Below are 19,049 nucleotides of genomic sequence, written 5' to 3'. Positions count from 1 at the left end.
GAGGGCTGGCGGGTTAGACGGTTGTCCACCAAGACTGCTAACCCGTTGACTGGATTTTATCAAAAGTTCGGACAGATACCTATGCAAACTCATTCGCGATTAAATGATGCACTGAGCTTAGGTGTGATCTCTATATTGACCACAATGAAACTATGATTTTACAAATTATTGTTTTGGTATCAGTTTTCATTGGCTGAGTTCGGTACGATACCCACTGTCGCAATCCTCGAACCCACCATCTCACGAACATGCAATATTACTTCACCAAAATCTTTACTTGCACCTAAGGTCGGCTCGTCAGTCAAGCTCTGACGTAGCACTTCATCTAATGACAAATTATCATTAGCAGAGAGTTCAATACCGTAGGAGTGCTTTAAATCTGCTACTTTGGTGTAGCCTTTCAACTTCAATTCACCCGTAGGTAATTCATAATGATTGGCTTCTGCAACACCAGAGCAAACCAGATCAACAAACTCACGCACATCGGGTTTCATCACAATAAATAAATGATCGCCAGCATACAGGAAGGTTGATCCCCTAGGTGGAATTACATTGTTTCCTCTGGTTATCATCGCCACTACTGTACCGTCAGGTAAAGCCATTTGGGATAAACGGCGACCAGAAGCGCGTGAGGTATCGCCCAATTGATACTCGACAATGTCAGCATCCACATCGCCTAAAGCAGTAATTTCCAGTGTCGCTGCAGGTGTCGCAGGAGGCGGTTCCGTGAGTCCTAAAGCGCGTGCAACCCAGGGTAATGTTGACCCCTGTATTGTCGCTGAAATTAACACGACGAAAAACACCACGCTAAAAATAAGACTGGCACCAGGCAGGCCATAAATCAGCGGATATATAGCCAGAATAATAGGCACCGAACCACGTAACCCAACCCAGGATACTAGGGTAATTTCACGCGCATTAAAGCCAAAAATCTTCAGTACAGGGATTACCGACAAGGGTCGCGCGATTAAGGTTAGGACGATTGCAATCATAAGTCCTTCCTGCCAGACATCCAGCAAAGATAAAGGATTAATCAGCAAGCCTAAAAAAACAAACATAACAATCTGGCCTAACCATGCCAAACCATCGTGAAATAAAAAGGTACTGCGCTGAAAAACAAAACGACTATTTCCTATCACCACACCAGCGATAAAAATAGCTAAAAAGCCGCTGCCGCCAAGATTAGCTGCTACGCCAAAGGACAGTAAACCAAATGCCGCGACCATCACAGGATATAATCCAGAGGTCGTCAGATGGATACGATTAATAATACGTACTGATAACCAGCCTGCCGCTAAACCCACTGCGGAGCCGATACCCATTTGCTGGATAAACAGCATCAATAATCCAGTCCCTAGTTCAAGCCCTTTGACCATGACCTCCAATAAGCCAACTGTTAAAAAAATTGCCATAGGATCGTTAGTCGCACTTTCAATTTCTAATGTGGCTTTAAGGCGTGGGTTGATATGAATACCTGCATTACGCAGTAATGAGAAAACAGCGGCGGCATCGGTTGAACCAACAATGGCACCAATCAGTAAACCGTAAAGCAAGGAAACATCTAGAATATAAGCTGCTGCAGCACCAGTGATCATGGCTGTCACCAATACGCCTAAAGTCGCCAACACAGAAGCAGGCTTCCACACTTGCTTAATCGACGCGATGGGTGTTTGCAAACCACCATCAAACAAAATAATGGCTAAAGCTAAAGACCCAAGCGCGTGAGCAATTTGTGCATTATCAAAAACAATACCTCCAGGGCCATCCTCACCAGCTAACATGCCCACCATGAGAAAGAGCACCAGTACGGGTAAACCCAATCTCGCAGACAATTTACTGGATAAAATACCAAGAATAATCAAAATCGCGGCGAGGAGAATAATTTGATCGATCACAAACATAAATAGTTTCTCTTTAATTAATGTAGGGAAATTAAACCATTACAGAGCTTTCAATGACTGCGCCAGCTCTAAAAAGATACTTCACGAAGCCTAATAGTCAGTTAGAAATCGTCAAATGCATGATGCATTTTGGTCTTGTAGTCAATGATTCTATTTATCCAAATGTTACGTGACTCACTTCACATTTCAACTTTGATAATTTCAAAAAATCAAAATTTACGATTGGCACTCAATAATGCTGTTTACCGTAGCAAGCTGGCCCTGCTGACTTGATTACGTCCATGCTTTTTAGCTAAGTATGATTGCTTATCTGCGGATTCGATAAGCGTTTGCCATTTCAAATGCCGATGAGGTTGAATACGCGCAACGCCAGTTAATGGTGACCGCTTGGAAACTAGAGTAAATGTAAAGCGAGCACTGCGTTGACGATGAGTTATGTTCATCGCGCCTAAATGCTGAGTGTCCGGTAATAGACAAATAAATTTCTCACCACCATAGTGCGCAACCAAATCGTTCGGGCGGTGTATCGCTGTGCGTAGTGCTTTTGTGACGAGATATATACATTGATCATCACTACTGATGGTCACAAGGATCGCTGAAAAGTTTAATTCATTTAAATCAATTTTTTGCAACATTTCCAAAATTTAACATTACACTCTTGGCTAAATTTGGGCAAATTTAGCCAAATAGGAACGCCGTACCACACGGCGTTCTCTGACACTTTGCTCCTTAGAGAGGGAAGTAGAACGCAATCAGCAAGGCAAATACGCCGTACAATGAGCTTACTGCGACCAATGCACGCGCATCGACAACGCCTCGTCGAAATAGCTGCCACAGAAAAATAATAGCCAAAGCAGTAATGACTCCTGCCGCCATCAGTGGGCCATCAAAAAGCCATGGCGTAAAGAAGATACCCAACGCACAGGGAATCGTTGCCTGAATCATCATAGCACCAGAAATATTGGCCAATGCCAAGCGTTCCTTTCCTTGCCGTATCCATATGAGTGTGTTCATCATCTCGGGCAGCTCCGTCGCCACCGGACTCAGCAGCAATGCTACCAAGTGTGGTGACCATTGTAGCGCTGTACCAATGGCCTCAAGTTGACCTACGAATATATGAGATGCAATGCCTATGACTATCAGGGACAACACGGCTTGCAGCGCCGCCCATTTTAACGATGGCTCCGTCACGGAAGGCTGAATTTTGAGAGGTTCAATCTCTTCTTCTTCAGGCGCTGTGTCGCTCTCCTGAATTTCGCGCCAGACATAGATTGCGTAGGCGGCGAGAAACAAGACACCCAGCCACGGCTTGATGGCAAAGGCGATTAGGCCAAGTGCTACTTTCACTACAAACACTGCGAGAAAGGCGAGCTGGTCGTGACTCATACGGGCGTGATCGGCACGTACATGATACGTTTCCCGTTGAAGGCGGCGATGGTGGTAAATCAGTGCCAAGCCGACCACTGCATAGGCTAAGGTTGCGAGCACGAGCGGACCGCCCATGGCTGCGCCGACGCCAATGTCCTTTTGCTCTGGTGTTTTGCCGAAGACAACGGCAATGAAGGTCACCGCCGTTTCAGGTAGTGCTGTACCGAAGGCAGCAAGTACTGAACCCACTGCAGTCGCGCCAAGATTCAAACGGCGGCCGAACCATTCGATGCCGTTGACGAAGTATTCGCAGGCCAAATAAATGGTACCTGCCGAGAGGAAAAACAGAGTAAGAGTAAGGATCATGTGAGCAATCCGGCCGGGCGAGCAATAATCCAATGGCACGACAACACTGCTCGCCCGGCTGGGAAAGCGTATTGCGGCCAAAGGTCTCGCCTGGCTCTCCGCATTCGCAGAGGCTGACCACGCCATGAGGTGTTAGACCTCAATTTTGTTGACGTGGACTCCTTAGTGGGAGGCTAAGGATGACTACTCCCCAATGACAATGGGGGCATTTTACCTTTCTTGCAGGTAAATGTCGCCATTAGGTTTTAGTGTACTTTTATTTTCTGTTTTCTGAAGTGACCCATTTCTAGAATTCACAAACTTGATTTTAGGCTAAAAAACCGTTTTTACTCCGTGATGTTTTCGCAACTTTGCGTATCAGTTACATCGCATATCAAGTTATTGGGGTCGTTTCTAGAACAATTATCGGTGCTAGACAGCTCGTATAATTTGTATCATCTGTTTGGATGATGTTGAGCACAATCAAATTTTGTATTGAATATCAGCATAATGCTATGTAGTGGTTTTTATCTGACAAGTCCAAATCAGTCGTCCATAAAATTACCAAAACTGTAAAGCACTATCACGACATGCGCAGTGCTTCGGCGACTAGTGTAAAAGCGGGGGAGGGTAGGCGGCGACTGGGGTAATACAGATAATAGCCGGCAAAAGACAGGCTCCAGTCTTCTAGTACTTTGACTAAACGCCCTTCTTTGATATGGGGTTCAAACTCTGCTTCAGGCAGGTAAGCTATACCATTGCTTTGCAAGGCTGCATCGACGATATGGTGCGATGCGTTAAAGATAAGTTGGCCGTCCACATGCACATTCAATTGCTTGCCGTTTTTTTCAAATTCCCATACATACAAACCACCGTGGGTCGGGAAGCGAATGTTAATGCAATTATGCTCGATAAGATCCTGCGGGTGTTTGGGGATGGGGTGCTGTGTAAAATAAGCGGGAGTCGCCACGGCCGCCATTGTTTGATGGGGGCCGATAGGGATCGCGATCATGTCTTTATCTATGGTATCGCCTAAGCGGATGCCGGCATCGAAGCGATCTGCCACTATGTCCCTAAAGCCATAATTCACATCGAATTCTATCTTAATATCGGGATAATTGTGGAGTAACGGCGACAGTTTGGGGATGAGTAAAGTTCGCAGCACGAAATCACCGCAGGTAATCCTGACTGTTCCGGCAGGTTTATCACGCATGGCCGTTAGTGCATCCAGCTCGGATTCAATTTCATCAAATCGATTACCTATCGCATGTAAAAGGCGTTCGCCAGCCACTGTCGCCGATACGCTGCGGGTGGTACGCGTTAACAGCCTGATTTCAAGTCGGGTCTCTAAACCACTGATCGCTTGGCTCAGTGCCGATTGGGTGACGCCGAGCAAGGCGGCGGCTCGGGTAAAACTGCCTTCGCGAGCGACGGTGACGAAGCATAAAAGGTCGTTCAGATTCCGTTTCATCATCTGTTTTCTATACCGCTTTAATTAGCTGAGCTAATAAGCTTTATAAGCATTCATTAGCTAGTAAGGTTCCAGTTCATTTGAAACAATAGCTACTACAAAGTCAATCAGATTTAAATTTAACCATTGATAGGTATGTAATGACCACTCATGTATGCGAAACGTTAGAACCATGCTGTGCGATTCAGCAAGCGAGTCAACAACAAACGGCAAATTGGAGTGGCGTGCTGGCGATATCGTTATGCGTGTTTGCCTTGGTCGCCTCGGAATTTATGCCTGTTAGTTTGCTGACACTGATTGCCGCGGATTTGAATGTGAGTGAAGGATTGGTCGGGCAGGGCATTGCGATATCTGGTTTTTTTGCCGTGTTAACCAGTTTGAGTATCGCATCAATCGCTAAAGATACGGATCGCAGGTCACTCCTACTTGGGCTCATATCGTTAATGCTGGTATCGGGCATTGTGATTGCTTATGCCCCTAACTACTTAATTTATATGCTGGGCCGCTCTTTGATTGGTGTCGTGATTGGTGGATTTTGGTCTTTGTCTGGCGCGTCGGCGATCCGTCTGGTGCCAACGGAGAAGATCCCTAAAGCCTTGGCGATATTCAATGGTGGCAACGCGTTGGCTATGGTGATTGCTGCACCGCTGGGTAGTTACCTTGGTGCGCATATTGGCTGGCGAGGTGCCTTTTTCGGCTTGGTGCCCGTCGCGCTTATTGCGTTTGTGTGGATGTGGTTTAGTTTGCCAGCGATGAAACCCGAAAAACGAGTTGCTGGCTCTGCGAATGTGTTTTCTCTATTAAATAAGCCTTTGGTTCGATTGGGGATGTTGGCAATTGTGTTGTTCTTTATGGGGCAGTTTGCGCTGTTTACTTATGTGCGTCCGTTTCTGGAAACCGCTATCCACGTAGAGGGCAATAACTTGTCGTTCATTTTGCTGGTGATGGGGGTGGCGGGTTTTATGGGGACGCTGCTAGTCAGTGTGTTTTTGAAAAATAATCTCTACCGCACGTTAATCTTTATTCCGTTGGCGATGGCGGTAATTGCTTTAGCGTTAATCCTGTTTAGCGATAGCAGTGTTGCCGTAACGACGCTGCTTGCATTGTGTGGCGGCGTTGCCACTGCGGCGCCCGTTGCATGGTGGACTTGGCTTGCGCGAACTATGCCGGATGATTCTGAAGTCGCTGGCGGCTTAATGGTGGCGGTTATCCAATTGGCTATCGGGCTGGGCTCAACCTTAGGCGGTGTTCTATTTGATTTTAATGGTTACCACAGCACATTTTTGCTGAGTGCAACCTTGTTAGCTGCGGCTGCTTTATTGGCATATTGGACTAAGCGTTCGACACCAAAACTGCTGCTTCACACTCAATAATAAAGGAATTTTACTATGAAGATTAATGCTTTTGGTGCAAATGCCAGTCATTTACCGCTGGAACCTATGACTATTACACGACGCCCACCCGGCGAGGATGATGTGCAGATCAGCATCGACTACTGCGGGGTGTGCCACTCGGATGTGCATCAGGTACGTTCGGAATGGGCGGGGACCTTATATCCCTGCGTCCCCGGTCACGAGATTGTTGGCCGAGTGACCGCCGTGGGCGGGCATGTCTCCAAATTTAACGTGGGTGACTTGGTTGGCGTGGGTTGCATCGTTGATAGCTGTAAGCACTGCCATGAGTGTATTGATGATCAAGAGAATTACTGCGATCACATGGTGGGCACTTATAACGGCCCAACACATGACGCGCCTGGACATACGCTCGGTGGCTACGCGGAACAAATCGTGGTTGATGAACGTTATGTGCTGCGTATCAGTCATCCACAAGCGCAATTAGCGGCAGTGGCACCGCTTCTGTGTGCGGGTATCACAACTTATTCACCGCTTCGTCATTGGCATGCAGGACCGGGTAAAAAAGTCGGTATTGTCGGCATTGGTGGCCTTGGCCACATGGGGATTAAGCTAGCCAATGCAATGGGGGCTCATGTTGTGGCATTCACCACTTCAGAATCTAAACGTGATGCAGCCAAAGCCTTGGGCGCTGACGAAGTAGTTGTTTCCAAAAATGTCGATGAAATGGCTAAGCATTTGCAGAGTTTAGATTTGATTGTGAACACCGTTGCGGCTCCCCATGATCTGGACGCTTTTTTAAGCCTATTAAAGCGCGACGGTACTATGACCTTAGTTGGCGCGCCTGCAACAAATCATCCTTCGCCCAATGTGTTTAATCTGATTATGAAACGCCGCAGCCTTGCGGGCTCAATGATAGGTGGGATCCGTGAAACCCAAGAGATGCTCGATTTTTGTGCTGAGCATAACATAGTGGCGGATATAGAACTGATCCGCGCCGATGAGATTAACACCGCCTATGAGCGCATGCTGAAGGGTGATGTGAAGTATCGGTTTGTTATCGACAACGCGACGTTAACGCGCTAGCTGAACCTGAGTGTGAATTATGGGTATTCGATGGTTAAGCGTTCTGGTCGTGCGGATGTTTATGGTTGTATTCCTGTTTATGTCCAGCATTGTGATCGCATCCGCTGCGAGTTCAGTTTCATTCAGTTAACACAGTGAGTCTATGGCTATGCGCAGTGCAAAAAAGAGTGCAATAAAGATACGCATCATCATCGAAGACACAGCATTAACCGCAACGCTTGAAAACACGCAGGCGGCTCGGGATTTTGTGAAGCTACTGCCTTTGGCTCTCGAGCTTGCTGATTACAACGGCACCGAGAAAATTTCTGATTTACCCGCAAAGCTTTCGCATAAAGAAGCGCCAGAAGGTTATACCCCAAAAGTGGGCGACATTGCGTATTTTGCGCCTTGGGGAAACCTTGCCTTTTTCTATCATGACTTTGGTTATTCGCGAGGACTGATCCGCATTGGTCAGATTGACGGGGGAGTTGAAGTCCTTATGGGCGATAGTGATATCAAAGTGCGAATTGAGCGAGCTACAAATGGCGATTATTGAGAATAGGAAATCTGTAATGTATATGAAAAAATTAAATAAAATCACTAAGGCAATAATAATGCTAGGCCTGTTATCAACGTTAAGTCTTCCTACATTAGCGCAGGATATGTCTAATGGATCTGATAATTTCTACCAAAGCAATAGCGTGGCTATGCAACGGGTTACATTTAAAAATCAATATAACATGGCTGTTGTGGGCAATCTGTTTATCCCCAAAAACCTCGATAAAAAACTGACTCATCCAGCTATTGTTGTCGGTCATCCAATGGGCGCGGTAAAAGAGCAAAGTGCTAATTTATATGCCACAAAAATGGCAGAACAAGGGTTTATTACCCTATCTCTAGACTTGTCATTTTGGGGCGAAAGCGAAGGTCAACCCCGTAATGCGGTTTCGCCCGATATCTACTCCGAGGATTTTAGTGCCGCGGTCGATTATCTGGGCACTCAAACCTTGGTAGATGGTGCTCGCATCGGCGTGCTGGGTATCTGTGGTAGTGGCAGTTTTGTGATTAGTGCGGCCAAGATTGACCCGCGCATGAAAGCTATTGCGACAGTGAGTATGTACAACATGGGGGCTGTAAATCGTCATGCCCTAAACCACTCTCAAACCGTTGAACAACGTAAAAAGCTTATTGCAGCTGCTGCGAAACAGCGTGACGTTGAGTTTAGTGGCGGTGAAATTCAATATCCCAGCGGAACAGTGCATCAGTTAGATAAAGATACCCATCCAATCCAGCGCGAGTTTTACGATTTTTATCGTACGCCTCGGGGCGAATATACGCCAGCAAGCTCCTCACCACAGCTAACAACTCACCCAACACTGACCAGTAACATAAAATTTATGAACTTCTACCCGTTTAACGATATTGAAACCATCTCACCACGGCCCATGTTGTTTATTACTGGCGATAAGGCTCATTCAAAGGAGTTTAGTGAAGAAGCCTATCAATTAGCGGGCGAGCCAAAGGAGCTTTACTATGTTAAAGATGCAGGCCATGTTGATTTGTATGATAGAACTGCATTTATTCCATGGGATAAGTTGATTGAGTTTTTTAGAAAAAACTTATGAATGGATTCTAAATCATGAAATATATAGTGTAGTGGCATAATGAGTTTGGCAATCTAGTTATAACTGCATGAATTTACTCGTAGTAATTCAAGAACCCTACATATTCAAAGTTGTTAAGCAATATAGTTAATGCTTTTTCCAGATTTTGTTCAACGTCATTTCCGTTTTAGAAATGTTCGGCAAGTTCAAGTCTGGTTTGAGTGTCGCTGTGATTGGCCTTAATCTGTAACGCTTTGATATATATAGAGTCTGCATTTGTTGTTGGGGAAACAAGTGTTGCCATCAGTATTAAGTTGATAAGTGAGATTTTATCTATTGTCATGATTATTTGTATTCCTGAACAATACGGTGCTGACTCACTGCTCTCTTATTTTAACAGCTCGCAATGAAGAGATTCAAACTTTGTAGGTTTTTGCGCCCATCTCCTCGAAATTAACCTTAAGACAATTTCTATACGTGATCTGAATTTTAAGATCCTTTGAGATAAGAATATAATGTCTGCTGGCTAATCTAATCCTCACTTGCTAAAGCCTTCTTATTTTCACCTGCAACAGCCTTTGCTTAAGTTCAGTTATTTGTTCTATTCTGAGAGCCTGTTTTCTGCCTTTATATACCTCTTTCTTCGCAAGCATGGTACTTTCGCGTTGTTGCTCTTTGATCAATGCTCGCTTAAATTTTGCAAAGATAGAGTGATTTACTGAATCAAGAACGGGGGTCTAAGAAGTCAAGTGTGACCTGGAGAAAGGATCAAGGCGAGAGCATCGCTGCGCTCAACGTCCAGAGATCGAAATGGAGCAAGGGGGACTGCTACGTAAACCTCGTAGTTTACTTTCTAGCTCTTGGCGAAGATAAGTCTCCTACAGAAAATAAGTGTCATGTTCGAGTTCGCCTACCTGTCGAAGAGCTATCCACGGTAGTGTCGATAGCAGATGATTGGTTTCTAGAGAGGGCGATGTTTCAAGACGCTGCGAATTTATCAGCATCTGACTCCCAGCATAAAATGGTCGTTAAGGAGCTTAAGTGTGTCACCGGCACATAACTAGTCGGTCAACCGGCCGCCAAAAGCGTGGCGCTTTTGGTGCCCTCCGCTGCCCTCCTACGCTGTTTGCCATCAGCGTTAGGCCGCAATGTCGCTCTGAAGTTTTGGTATAAAATTATATGAAAAATTATTTTGAGAGTCCGTTTAAGGGTAAACCTCTCACTGAACAGATTAAGAACCCGAATATCAAGGTTGGTCGTTATAGTTACTATTCAGGCTATTACCATGGACATTCATTTGATGAATGCGCCCGCTACCTCCTGCCAGATCGCGATGACGTTGATAAATTAATTATTGGAAGCTTTTGCTCCATAGGAACAGGCTCATCCTTTATCATGGCTGGCAATCAAGGGCACCGGCATGATTGGGTTACATCATTCCCTTTCTTCTACATGAATGAAGAGCCTGCATTTTCGGAATCAGCTGATGCTTTCCTTAGTGCAGGTGATACCGTTATAGGAAACGACGTGTGGATCGGTTCGGAAGCAATGATTATGCCCGGAGTAAAGGTCGGTCATGGAGCAGTAATTGGTAGCCGGGCTTTGGTGACCAAAGATGTAGAGCCTTACGCGATTGTTGGCGGAAACCCGGCAAAAGCGATAAGAAAGCGGTTCTCAGAACAGCAAATTTCAATGTTACTGGAGATGCAGTGGTGGGATTGGCCGTTGGAGCAAATTAAAGAAGCAATGCCTTTTTTGTGTTCGTCTGACATCGAAGGACTTTACCGTATTTGGCAACGTTCAAGTGCCTAAAAAACGGCCTTTGTCACCCCTTCGGTGCTGGGAAGGCTTTCCGCCGCTTCGCGACTACAAGTCCGCCCCAAGGCCGGGTGTTAGTTTTCGTAGAGATGGAGCTTTGTAGATGTTTAAGAAATTTATTTTTTTGTTAGTTATGATTGTGTCTCTTACTGGCTGTAGTGCAACAGGTCCCAAATTTACTCAAACGGAAGCTCCTGAGGTAAATAAAGCTAAAGTGTATTTTTATCGTCCTTGGGCCATGCTGGATGGCGCCGCTGCTCCTATGGTACAGATAAATGGGGTAGATGGTTTTGAAATCAGTAATGGCGGCTTTCATATATTGGACCTTAATCCAGGCAATACGATAATCGCAGTTAAAGAGGGCGGCATTATGTCTAACTGGCGTGCGGGACCATTGCAAATCTCTTTCGATGCTCAAGCCAATCACACTTATTTTGTTCGCTTAACTGCAGAGCTTGCTAACTCAGCTTATCTTGGGGGAGTAGCCAGTATTTCTGGGAATTACTCGCTTGGATTGGTCAATCCAGAAACTGCAAAGCAAGAGTTGCGTGAAACTAAGAAAAACTAACAAGGCAAGCCAGCATCGCACCTTAGGTGCTGGACTCGCTTACGCTCGCCGCTTGCGGCGTTAGGTAGACAAGGATAACTCAGAGTGTACCTCAAGTATTTTATCATAATTACCTTATCCCTCTTCACTATGGGTTGCCAATCTACCCCAAAAGGCGGAGCCATTCCCATTGAGTCCGCTAAAGAAATAAAACTAGATGTTTTGAATATCAAATGGAGTGATCTTAGCTTAGCTCCAGGCGATAGAAGAATTGAAGATACAGGTTTTGTAGTCGCTAATTGGTCTGAGTCTTCTGATGATATTGGTCTATATTTAGGCATTTTAGGCGTATTAGCATCTGATTTATCAAATGAAAAAAACTTAGAAGGGCGCTTGGAAACTGAGTTAAAAGAAAATTTTGATTTGGCTAAAATTCTATTGGATTCGTTAAATTCACACCCTGAATTAATATCAGAAATAAAGTCAATTCACTTAAACTCTAATATAAAAAATCAAGTAATAACACTTGAGCCATGGTGCATTATATTTTCCAATGAAAAAGGTCTTATTTTTCTTCCTCAGCTCAAAGCCACATTAAAATCTGAGTCTGGAAATGCAATTTTGGAAGGCAATTATGGACCAATGAGCAAAAACAAGCCATTTGCTCTTAAAAACTCAATGACGAGCGAAAATATAGCTTTATTAAAAGCCAGACTAATTAAAGTTTATGGAGAAATTACAAACCAATTGACTGCTAATATCCAAGGTCAAACTAATTATGTAAGTAAAGATGAACATCAAAGCTTACCGATGAGCTTATGAATAACTTGGGAATCCAGCTTGATGAAAATCTACTTAACAAGCAAATTAATAAGGAATAAAACATATGGGCTTTCGCTCCGATCAAGTTTAGCCCATTATTTGGACGTTAGGTGTCAGAACTATGAAAGTACTTTTTCTATTATTGAGCATGCTTTACCCAGCCTTATGTTTGGGGAGTGACACAATGTGGGATGTCTACATTCAAAAAGATGAATGGGCAGTACTTACAAAAAAACCTTCAGGTGAGTATTCTTTACCACTTGCTATAAACTCAATACCCAAAGGTGTCTGGATCGAGCATTTTAGGTTTTTTCCAACAGAAAAAGACGAGAAGATGCAGGCTGAGCTGCACAAATATTTAGAGGCGAAATATCCACGCTTACAAGCCGAGGCATTAGCCTTTGCTGGGAATATGCATAATCCAAAAATCATAGCTCTGCGAGATGCATTTAAGGAAGCGATACTAGCAACCTCAATGGTTAAAAGTCTAAATTCTGCGTTAACAGATGGCTCAAGATGCGAGCGTATTACCTCAACGAGTTTTGAAAAGTTTCATATTCAAACAAAGACAACAGGGCACCAATTTACGGCGCAATGGTATGGCTCACTACAGAAAAATGCACCGAGCAACCCTAATACTTCAGTTTGGTTCGAAGCTTCGTTCATGCGGCCTAGATAATCCCTAGATCTCCTTAAAAAGTTGGGAGCACTCAAATCCATGCAGCAGCAAGCCTAAAGGAGTATGCAACGGCATTTTTTTGATGCTTTTGTGTTAATTTTTCCGCTCGAAAAGCTAAGAGGAATTGCGAGATTTTGAGCTGTCTTGCGTGAGTTCCAAGTGCTCAATCGTACAATCTCCACTGACGCAACAAAAATCACTTCTGTCGGATAGGCGGCACTTGTTACCAAGTACCGCCCTCCTAAGAACCGTACATGCAACTTTCACTGCATACGGCTCAAGCCTCCGCTAAGGCGTGTTCTGTTACCCAGCACCCTACATAGCAGCTAAGACAGGATCGAACCAAGAGTTTCGACCTTCCTTTGCCTGTTTCCGCTTACTTAAGTAAGCTTCGTATTCGGGGTCGTAAGGTATGGCTGCGCTCCTGATTTTCACATGTCTCTTTATCAGCGTTTGAGCTATCTGAACCAGATTAAAATGGCAGTCCATGTTGGCGATTTTCTGCCAACCGTGAAATTGCCATCCTCCTATGCGATTCATATAGTATTTACGCCTCACCCAGTCCTTACTTTTAGTTGGATGACGCCTAACGGCCCAACGCCGTAACAACCAGAAAAGTTGATGCCCTACATAACCGAAAACTTGCTTTGCAACACTGTGGCGATAATAGTTCGCCCATCCTCTCAGTTTCGGATTCAATATTTTGATTAAATCGTTAACGGGGATTGTTGGATGTTTTCTGATGAATTCACGTAGATTACTCAAAAATGATAGAACGTTGCTCTTGCTCGGCTTAATGAGCAGTTTGCCGTTGTACTTCCTGATATTGAATCCCAGAAAGTCAAACCCATCATCGATATGAGTTATGTGCGTTTTCTCATCAGAGAGTGTTAAGCCTCTTTCCTTTAGAAAACCAATTAGTTGCGGCTTGATTTCATTAACGAGCACTTCCTTCGAAGAACCTGTGATAACAAAATCGTCTGCATATCCGATAAAGTTGACTCTATTACCTGTTTTACAGGCAATAGACTTAACCAATTGTTCTAACCCAGCCAGCGTGAGCAACATCAGCGTTGGGGAGCTTATCCCGCCTTGCGGTGTTCCTTCTGCTGTTTTGTAGAACAATCCTTTATCAACATAACCACATCCAAGCCATTGTTTCAGCATTCGCTTATCTAATTGAATGTTGTCGATGAGCCATTGATGACCTATCTTATCGAAACAAGCTTTGATGTCACCCTCAAGAACCCATTGGCTAGAGCGCTTCATACATAAACATTTGAAGCACTGTGCAATTGCATCTGCTGCGCTTCGGTTAGGTCGAAAGCCATAGCTATTGAGGTCGGCCACCGTTTCCGAAATAGGCTCCAAGGCGAGAAGATGAAGCGCTTGCTGCGCTCTATCTATCATGCAGGGTATGCCTAAAGGTCTGAGTTTGCCGTTTTTCTTGGGGATGTAGATACGCCTGAGCGGTTTGGCATGATAGCCTTTTCGGCTCAGTTGATTCACCGCAGTCATACAACGAGCATCACTATTCCAAATAATGCCGTCGATCCCTGGTGTTTTGCTGCCTTTATTTTGAGAAACTCTTTTAACAGCAAGCAATTTTGCTGATGTAGAGTGGGTTAATATCCACTGCAATGCTTTCGCCTTGCCGTGTTTACCTTCTCGGGTTGCTTTTGCAATGCGCATTTGAAGCTTTAATACATGTTGCTTAACCGCCTTCCAGTTAATGGATTGCCATTGAGCATTGTCAGGAGGTGCACTAACTTCGTTTGAAGCCATCATTTGCGTTTCTCCTTGAATAAAGTTCTTCAAATCATCTTGCAACGGGAGACCAGCTAGAAGTCAGCTCGCTTTCGTGCCTGATAAAATCAGTATCCGCATCATTAAAATGCGGCATTCGCTTTTTCTAGCCTCCTTTACCTGCATGACTATCGGCAGTCTTCGCAGACCGCTTTCCCAAGGGGAGCAATACAGGCTTACCCTGTTCCGTATGTCGCGCAACGTCAGGTTAGATGCCCACGATAGTGCGGAGAGTTATTTGATCACGAAAGAGCACTGTCCAATCTCTTTCCAACTCTCGTGCCTTTTGGCCACAGCGTATTAACCACTTCCGCTGTTTCACGTATAACGCACCTTATATGGATTCACTTACGTTCATCATACTGACACCCTAGCACTTACCCGATTGTAGTTATCAGGAAGAACGTCCTCTCAGGATTCTGTTCCCATTCGGCATAAAGCCAAATATCGTTATATTGTCAGACTCGCTGCTTTATTCAGAGTCTTAGGGTCATCTGGTGATACGGATGGTTCACTCTTATCGCGGTGAACAGCGCTTCATACGACCTCAGGTCGCACGGACAAAACCTTGTTAGATAATTCACTCTGCTTAGTCAGATTCGGATTAGCTATTCTATTAGTAACGTCTCTGTTGACTCTAAACTAATCAACTCTCGATATTACTAGGGTCTGTTGATCTTTGCTGTACAAATGTTGTTCAGCAATACATCGGCAGCCACATTAACATAAACGCCAGTGACACCATACTGGCGTAATTTCTTGCTAGCTTGTCATATCTTGTTGATATTGCTCGATAGTGCTTAATTCTTCCAAAAGCATTCTCCACTAAATGTCGATACCGATATAAGCACCAATCGACTCTTTCTTGAGGTGTATTCTTATAGCGGCGCCTTGGAATAACAGATTTCCCGCCTTTATTTGCGATAAGTTCACGAAAAGCATCGCTGTCATAACCTTTATCTGCAATGACGGTATCAACCTGCTTCAGGTGCTCAATTAAGCTGGGGGCGTGTGTAATATCGTGTTTTTGGCCTTCTGATAATTCGAAATAAATCGGTAATCCTCCGCTGTCGACGGCTAAGTGAATTTTGGTTGAATTACCGCCTCGACTTTTACCAATACTCTCATTACTTAGCGTCGCTGCACCTGCACTGTGCTGGTGAGCCCGCACTATCGAGCCATCAATAAAGACCCATTCTATATCAGCAAGGTTGGCTAAGGCCTTGAATAAATGTGCTAGAACGCCTTTCTTAGACCATAAATGAAACCGTCTAAAGACCGTGCTCCAATGACCGAACTCTTTAGGTAAATCTCGCCAAGGGATACCTGTTCTAAGGCGGTAAAGAATACCTTCGAATGTTTGTCTATGTTCAGGTTTGTCATAAACACGGCCTGTGCTTTTCATTAAATGAAATAGCTTTTCCCAGCGTGCATCGGTTAGCATAAGTCTTGGCATGGCTTGAGGTTATGGTTACTTTTGGCGAAGCAAATTATAACGTCTTGCCATGCTGTCTAAAAATCACTCTCGAAAGATCAACAGACCCTAGTCGGAATAGGTATAACAGGGACATGAATCAATTCTATAGAGGTTTGATTAATCTCAAGGGAAAAAAGCGCCCCAGAATAGCTGCAAACGGGGCATTGGGGATAGCGTGAATCAGTCTGATGTAGAGTGATTCACGGGCACGATTTTTAGTTAAATAACCATGAGGAAATCTATGGCTAATGCTCGACTCACCGAGCAGATTTAGTTGGTCGCTCTTTAGACGTGTTTTTTGCACTAAAGCTGACAACTACTATGCTTTTGAATTTATCAATCAACAAATATAGATTCTTCTGAAGAATCAACATCAGGTAACATTTGAGCAAGGACTTTATCTACCCTTTTACCGTCCATATCCATAATTTCGAGTCGCCAACCTGCAACTTCAACAATATCTGTGGTTTGAGGTATTTTCCCTAATTCATACATTAAAAATCCATTTAGCGTTTGATAACGCCCATCCTCTTCATTTGGCAATTGCTTTATACCTAAAGCGTCTTTTAGGTCAAAAATAGGGATTAGACCATCCAGTAATAATGAGCCATCTTCCCTTTTTATCACCATCTGATCATTCACATCTTCCTGAAAAAACTCACCAGTCAGTGCATCCATCATATCTTGAAGCGTTACCAGCCCTTTCAAATCACCATATTCATCAACAACAAACACCATCTGCGAGCCTGTAGTACGAAAATGCTCAAGTAGCTCCATTCCAGATAAGCTGTTGGGTACAAAGTTACAATTCTTAACGAGATCTACCAGTTCTAAACGTTCACCCGCGATAGACTGTGAAAGGAGTTGTTTAGCTGAAATAATACCCACCATATCATCAACATTGTTACGACAAACAGGAAATCGTGAGTGAGGAGACTGCATAACAGTTCGCAGATTTGCATCAAGAGGCAGGTTTAAGTCGAGAAATACAATATCAGACCGTGGCACCATCAAAGAAGAAATAGTACGTTCATCTAATCTAAAAACATTTTTGACCATCGCATGTTCATTGTGCTCAATCACCCCTGCAGATGAACCTTCTTGCAACATAGCCTGAATATCTTCCTGAGTCACATTGTCGTCAAGTCTATGCGAAAATCCCATTAGACGCATAAGAGCATGAGTTGAACCGGATAACATCCATACAAATGGTTTGGTTGCTATTGCTAGAAATACCATTGGTTTAGCCATTAGACAGGCAATACTTTCCGCACTGACTTGACCAATTCGCTTGGGAACTAACTCACCAATGACAATTGACACATAAGTGACAATGATAACCACTAGAACGGTTGAAAAGATGTTGGTTAAATCTGGACTTAGACCAAAAGTCTGAAGCCAAAGTGACAAAGGTTCGGCGAGGATGGATTCACCAAATATTCCGTTTAAGATCCCTATTGATGTTATGCCTATTTGCACAGTTGACAAGAATTGCGTTGGATCTTCTGCCAGTTTGAGCGCTGCTTTAGCAGTGCTGCTACCGCCATGAGCAAGGGCTGTTAGCCGTGACTTGCGAGCAGTCACAATGGCGATTTCCGACATAGCAAATAAGCCATTTAACACAATCAAACCAATAAGAATAAAAATTTCCATAGTCGTGGCTCTGGGTTCCGCTTTAAGTTGAACAAGAAAAAATGAATAGACAATTGATACTGAAACTCAATGAGCTCAGCTAAATATCGAAAGATAGCTTAGATACAACTCATGAAATAATCTTCTTAAATAACAAAAGAATATAACGAAAGGACCTTTCCCAGAACGGGCTTGGGGTATGATTTGAAATTCTCAGAACAAACCATCTACTACTTGCTATCAACTTTTTGATTAGCCGTGTATTTGATTGTGTAGAAAGTTGTCTTAACTCATTGAAATAAATGGAAAGACAATGTTTATTGATAATGGCTGCAACAACTGAAGTTACAGCGTATCGTCGGTGAGGGTCCATAATCCTACATAAAAAAGTGATTGTAATTAGCATATTAAACGAAAAGAGAGAGTTGTAAAGTATTAGTAATTAACATAATTAGTACGGATACTTAAGCTCTAATATTAAAAAATTATAGCTTAAGTGTATGAGTAGCGAAGACTACTTAGGTCATCAGTTGTACGGAGCACTTACGTTTTTACCTTACTTAAGCACACTAAGGTTAACAAAAATTTAAGAAAAACACCTAAATTTTAATGAAGCTCTAGTTGATTAGAATAAAACCAAAAGGCATAGTGCGCACATAGATTTTAACCGTTATCGCATTAAAGTGAATTTTTGCAAAGTGTCCTTATCCTATCTCCAATAACAGTGGCACTGAGTGAATGATCCATTTTGTGAGAGTGTAAAAATGCTATACATAAAAATTTTGGGCAATGGATGCACAAAATGCACAAGTACAGCAGCGTTAATCACTACTATAGCGACTAATCGTGGCATCAGTATTAACTTGATTATGGAGTCAAATCCAGAAGTGATGATGGACTATAGAGTGGTGAGCTCACCAGCGGTTGTTATTAACGAAAGATTAATGCATTGGGGCTCTACTCCCCAACCATACATGGTTGAATCATGGCTAAACATTTTGCGCTGAATTGTTGCATTATCACTGCTCAATAAATCAATAATGTACTTTCTTATTTCACTCTCACTTCAACTCCCAATTAACGTTCTATACATATAGAAAACAAAGAAAATCACACGTTATTTGTTGATTTGTTGCCTTATTTTTCCAAAATAGCTATAAGT

Annotated in this window: 17 protein-coding genes and 1 riboswitch; of the genes, 10 read left to right on the top strand and 7 right to left on the bottom strand. The window is 43.6% G+C overall.

The window, feature by feature from the left end:
- Window positions 1-179: 179 nt before the first annotated feature.
- The 4 genes from CKQ84_RS22990 to CKQ84_RS22975 form a co-directional block, all read right to left on the bottom strand.
- Window positions 180-1,901, bottom strand: a complete 1,722-nt coding sequence (locus tag CKQ84_RS22990; protein ID WP_105252878.1) for a potassium/proton antiporter — start codon at window positions 1,899-1,901, stop codon at window positions 180-182.
- Between the two features lie 242 nt (window positions 1,902-2,143).
- A complete protein-coding gene (locus tag CKQ84_RS22985; RefSeq protein WP_105252877.1) occupies window positions 2,144-2,536 on the bottom strand; it encodes a diguanylate cyclase in 393 nt (130 codons plus the stop codon).
- A gap of 94 nt (window positions 2,537-2,630) precedes the next feature.
- Entirely contained in the window at window positions 2,631-3,716 is a 1,086-nt protein-coding gene (locus tag CKQ84_RS22980; RefSeq protein ID WP_216822570.1) for a sodium:calcium antiporter, read from the bottom strand.
- Window positions 3,717-3,727: 11 nt separating this feature from the next.
- Window positions 3,728-3,839, bottom strand: a riboswitch (yybP-ykoY riboswitch).
- Between the two features lie 358 nt (window positions 3,840-4,197).
- Window positions 4,198-5,088: a LysR family transcriptional regulator gene (locus CKQ84_RS22975; RefSeq protein WP_105252876.1), complete on the bottom strand. Its 891-nt coding sequence runs from the start codon at window positions 5,086-5,088 to the stop codon at window positions 4,198-4,200.
- Window positions 5,089-5,225: 137 nt separating this feature from the next.
- Here CKQ84_RS22975 and CKQ84_RS22970 point away from each other — a divergent pair, with 137 nt between their 5' ends.
- The 9 genes from CKQ84_RS22970 to CKQ84_RS22930 all read left to right on the top strand — a co-directional run bounded on the left by CKQ84_RS22970 (window position 5,226) and on the right by CKQ84_RS22930 (window position 12,972).
- Window positions 5,226-6,458 (top strand): MFS transporter, encoded by a 1,233-nt coding sequence (locus tag CKQ84_RS22970; protein ID WP_105252875.1) that lies wholly within the window; start codon window positions 5,226-5,228, stop codon window positions 6,456-6,458.
- Window positions 6,459-6,473: 15 nt separating this feature from the next.
- Window positions 6,474-7,523 carry an NAD(P)-dependent alcohol dehydrogenase gene (locus tag CKQ84_RS22965; RefSeq protein WP_105252874.1) on the top strand — a complete coding sequence of 350 codons (1,050 nt, stop codon included), beginning with the start codon at window positions 6,474-6,476 and terminating at the stop codon, window positions 7,521-7,523.
- A 148-nt stretch (window positions 7,524-7,671) separates the two neighbouring features.
- Window positions 7,672-8,058 carry a cyclophilin-like fold protein gene (locus CKQ84_RS22960; protein WP_254053152.1) on the top strand — a complete coding sequence of 129 codons (387 nt, stop codon included), beginning with the start codon at window positions 7,672-7,674 and terminating at the stop codon, window positions 8,056-8,058.
- A 16-nt stretch (window positions 8,059-8,074) separates the two neighbouring features.
- A complete protein-coding gene (locus CKQ84_RS22955) occupies window positions 8,075-9,127 on the top strand; it encodes an alpha/beta hydrolase (protein ID WP_173913210.1) in 1,053 nt (350 codons plus the stop codon).
- 697 nt (window positions 9,128-9,824) lie between these two features.
- A complete protein-coding gene (locus CKQ84_RS24220) occupies window positions 9,825-10,166 on the top strand; it encodes a DUF4304 domain-containing protein (RefSeq protein WP_105252871.1) in 342 nt (113 codons plus the stop codon).
- A 119-nt stretch (window positions 10,167-10,285) separates the two neighbouring features.
- Window positions 10,286-10,918 carry a type B chloramphenicol O-acetyltransferase gene (gene catB / locus CKQ84_RS22945; RefSeq protein WP_105252870.1) on the top strand — a complete coding sequence of 211 codons (633 nt, stop codon included), beginning with the start codon at window positions 10,286-10,288 and terminating at the stop codon, window positions 10,916-10,918.
- Between the two features lie 109 nt (window positions 10,919-11,027).
- Complete coding sequence (locus tag CKQ84_RS22940; protein ID WP_105252869.1) at window positions 11,028-11,492, top strand: DUF2846 domain-containing protein; 465 nt, start codon at window positions 11,028-11,030, stop codon at window positions 11,490-11,492.
- A gap of 84 nt (window positions 11,493-11,576) precedes the next feature.
- Window positions 11,577-12,293, top strand: coding sequence for a hypothetical protein (locus tag CKQ84_RS22935; protein ID WP_105252868.1), 717 nt, complete (start codon window positions 11,577-11,579; stop codon window positions 12,291-12,293).
- Between the two features lie 121 nt (window positions 12,294-12,414).
- Window positions 12,415-12,972 (top strand): hypothetical protein, encoded by a 558-nt coding sequence (locus CKQ84_RS22930; protein ID WP_216822569.1) that lies wholly within the window; start codon window positions 12,415-12,417, stop codon window positions 12,970-12,972.
- Between the two features lie 315 nt (window positions 12,973-13,287).
- Here the strand turns inward: CKQ84_RS22930 and ltrA are convergent, their stop codons facing one another.
- From ltrA to CKQ84_RS22910, 3 genes are all read right to left on the bottom strand, one after another.
- Window positions 13,288-14,760, bottom strand: coding sequence for a group II intron reverse transcriptase/maturase (ltrA, locus tag CKQ84_RS22920; RefSeq protein WP_105252867.1), 1,473 nt, complete (start codon window positions 14,758-14,760; stop codon window positions 13,288-13,290).
- 715 nt (window positions 14,761-15,475) lie between these two features.
- The gene (locus CKQ84_RS22915; RefSeq protein WP_011071076.1) at window positions 15,476-16,234 is read right to left on the bottom strand and encodes an IS5-like element ISSod6 family transposase; all 759 of its coding nucleotides are present in this window, start codon (window positions 16,232-16,234) and stop codon (window positions 15,476-15,478) included.
- A 357-nt stretch (window positions 16,235-16,591) separates the two neighbouring features.
- Window positions 16,592-17,908 carry a hemolysin family protein gene (locus CKQ84_RS22910; protein WP_028760279.1) on the bottom strand — a complete coding sequence of 439 codons (1,317 nt, stop codon included), beginning with the start codon at window positions 17,906-17,908 and terminating at the stop codon, window positions 16,592-16,594.
- A 743-nt stretch (window positions 17,909-18,651) separates the two neighbouring features.
- Here CKQ84_RS22910 and CKQ84_RS22905 point away from each other — a divergent pair.
- On the top strand, window positions 18,652-18,894 hold the full coding sequence (locus CKQ84_RS22905) for a thioredoxin family protein (RefSeq protein ID WP_028760280.1): 243 nt from the start codon (window positions 18,652-18,654) through the stop codon (window positions 18,892-18,894).
- The last annotated feature ends 155 nt before the right edge of the window (window positions 18,895-19,049 follow it).

It is taken from the genome of Shewanella sp. WE21 (assembly GCF_002966515.1).
Taxonomy (GTDB): domain Bacteria; phylum Pseudomonadota; class Gammaproteobacteria; order Enterobacterales; family Shewanellaceae; genus Shewanella; species Shewanella oncorhynchi.
This window is presented reverse-complemented; position numbering and strand designations above follow the sequence as displayed.

What these genes read in the sequence shown, in the direction of transcription:
- CKQ84_RS22930 (WP_216822569.1), top strand. Translation starts at nt 12,415, where the DNA reads ATGAAAGTACTTTTTCTATTATTGAGCATGCTTTACCCAGCCTTATGT.
- CKQ84_RS22965 (WP_105252874.1), top strand. Translation starts at nt 6,474, where the DNA reads ATGAAGATTAATGCTTTTGGTGCAAATGCCAGTCATTTACCGCTGGAA.
- CKQ84_RS22990 (WP_105252878.1), bottom strand. Translation starts at nt 1,901, where the DNA reads ATGTTTGTGATCGATCAAATTATTCTCCTCGCCGCGATTTTGATTATT.
- ltrA (WP_105252867.1), bottom strand. Translation starts at nt 14,760, where the DNA reads ATGATGGCTTCAAACGAAGTTAGTGCACCTCCTGACAATGCTCAATGG.
- CKQ84_RS22905 (WP_028760280.1), top strand. Translation starts at nt 18,652, where the DNA reads ATGCTATACATAAAAATTTTGGGCAATGGATGCACAAAATGCACAAGT.
- catB (WP_105252870.1), top strand. Translation starts at nt 10,286, where the DNA reads ATGAAAAATTATTTTGAGAGTCCGTTTAAGGGTAAACCTCTCACTGAA.
- CKQ84_RS22960 (WP_254053152.1), top strand. Translation starts at nt 7,672, where the DNA reads ATGCGCAGTGCAAAAAAGAGTGCAATAAAGATACGCATCATCATCGAA.
- CKQ84_RS22985 (WP_105252877.1), bottom strand. Translation starts at nt 2,536, where the DNA reads ATGTTGCAAAAAATTGATTTAAATGAATTAAACTTTTCAGCGATCCTT.
- CKQ84_RS22975 (WP_105252876.1), bottom strand. Translation starts at nt 5,088, where the DNA reads ATGATGAAACGGAATCTGAACGACCTTTTATGCTTCGTCACCGTCGCT.
- CKQ84_RS22940 (WP_105252869.1), top strand. Translation starts at nt 11,028, where the DNA reads ATGTTTAAGAAATTTATTTTTTTGTTAGTTATGATTGTGTCTCTTACT.
- CKQ84_RS22970 (WP_105252875.1), top strand. Translation starts at nt 5,226, where the DNA reads ATGACCACTCATGTATGCGAAACGTTAGAACCATGCTGTGCGATTCAG.
- CKQ84_RS22955 (WP_173913210.1), top strand. Translation starts at nt 8,075, where the DNA reads ATGTATATGAAAAAATTAAATAAAATCACTAAGGCAATAATAATGCTA.
- CKQ84_RS22915 (WP_011071076.1), bottom strand. Translation starts at nt 16,234, where the DNA reads ATGCCAAGACTTATGCTAACCGATGCACGCTGGGAAAAGCTATTTCAT.
- CKQ84_RS22910 (WP_028760279.1), bottom strand. Translation starts at nt 17,908, where the DNA reads ATGGAAATTTTTATTCTTATTGGTTTGATTGTGTTAAATGGCTTATTT.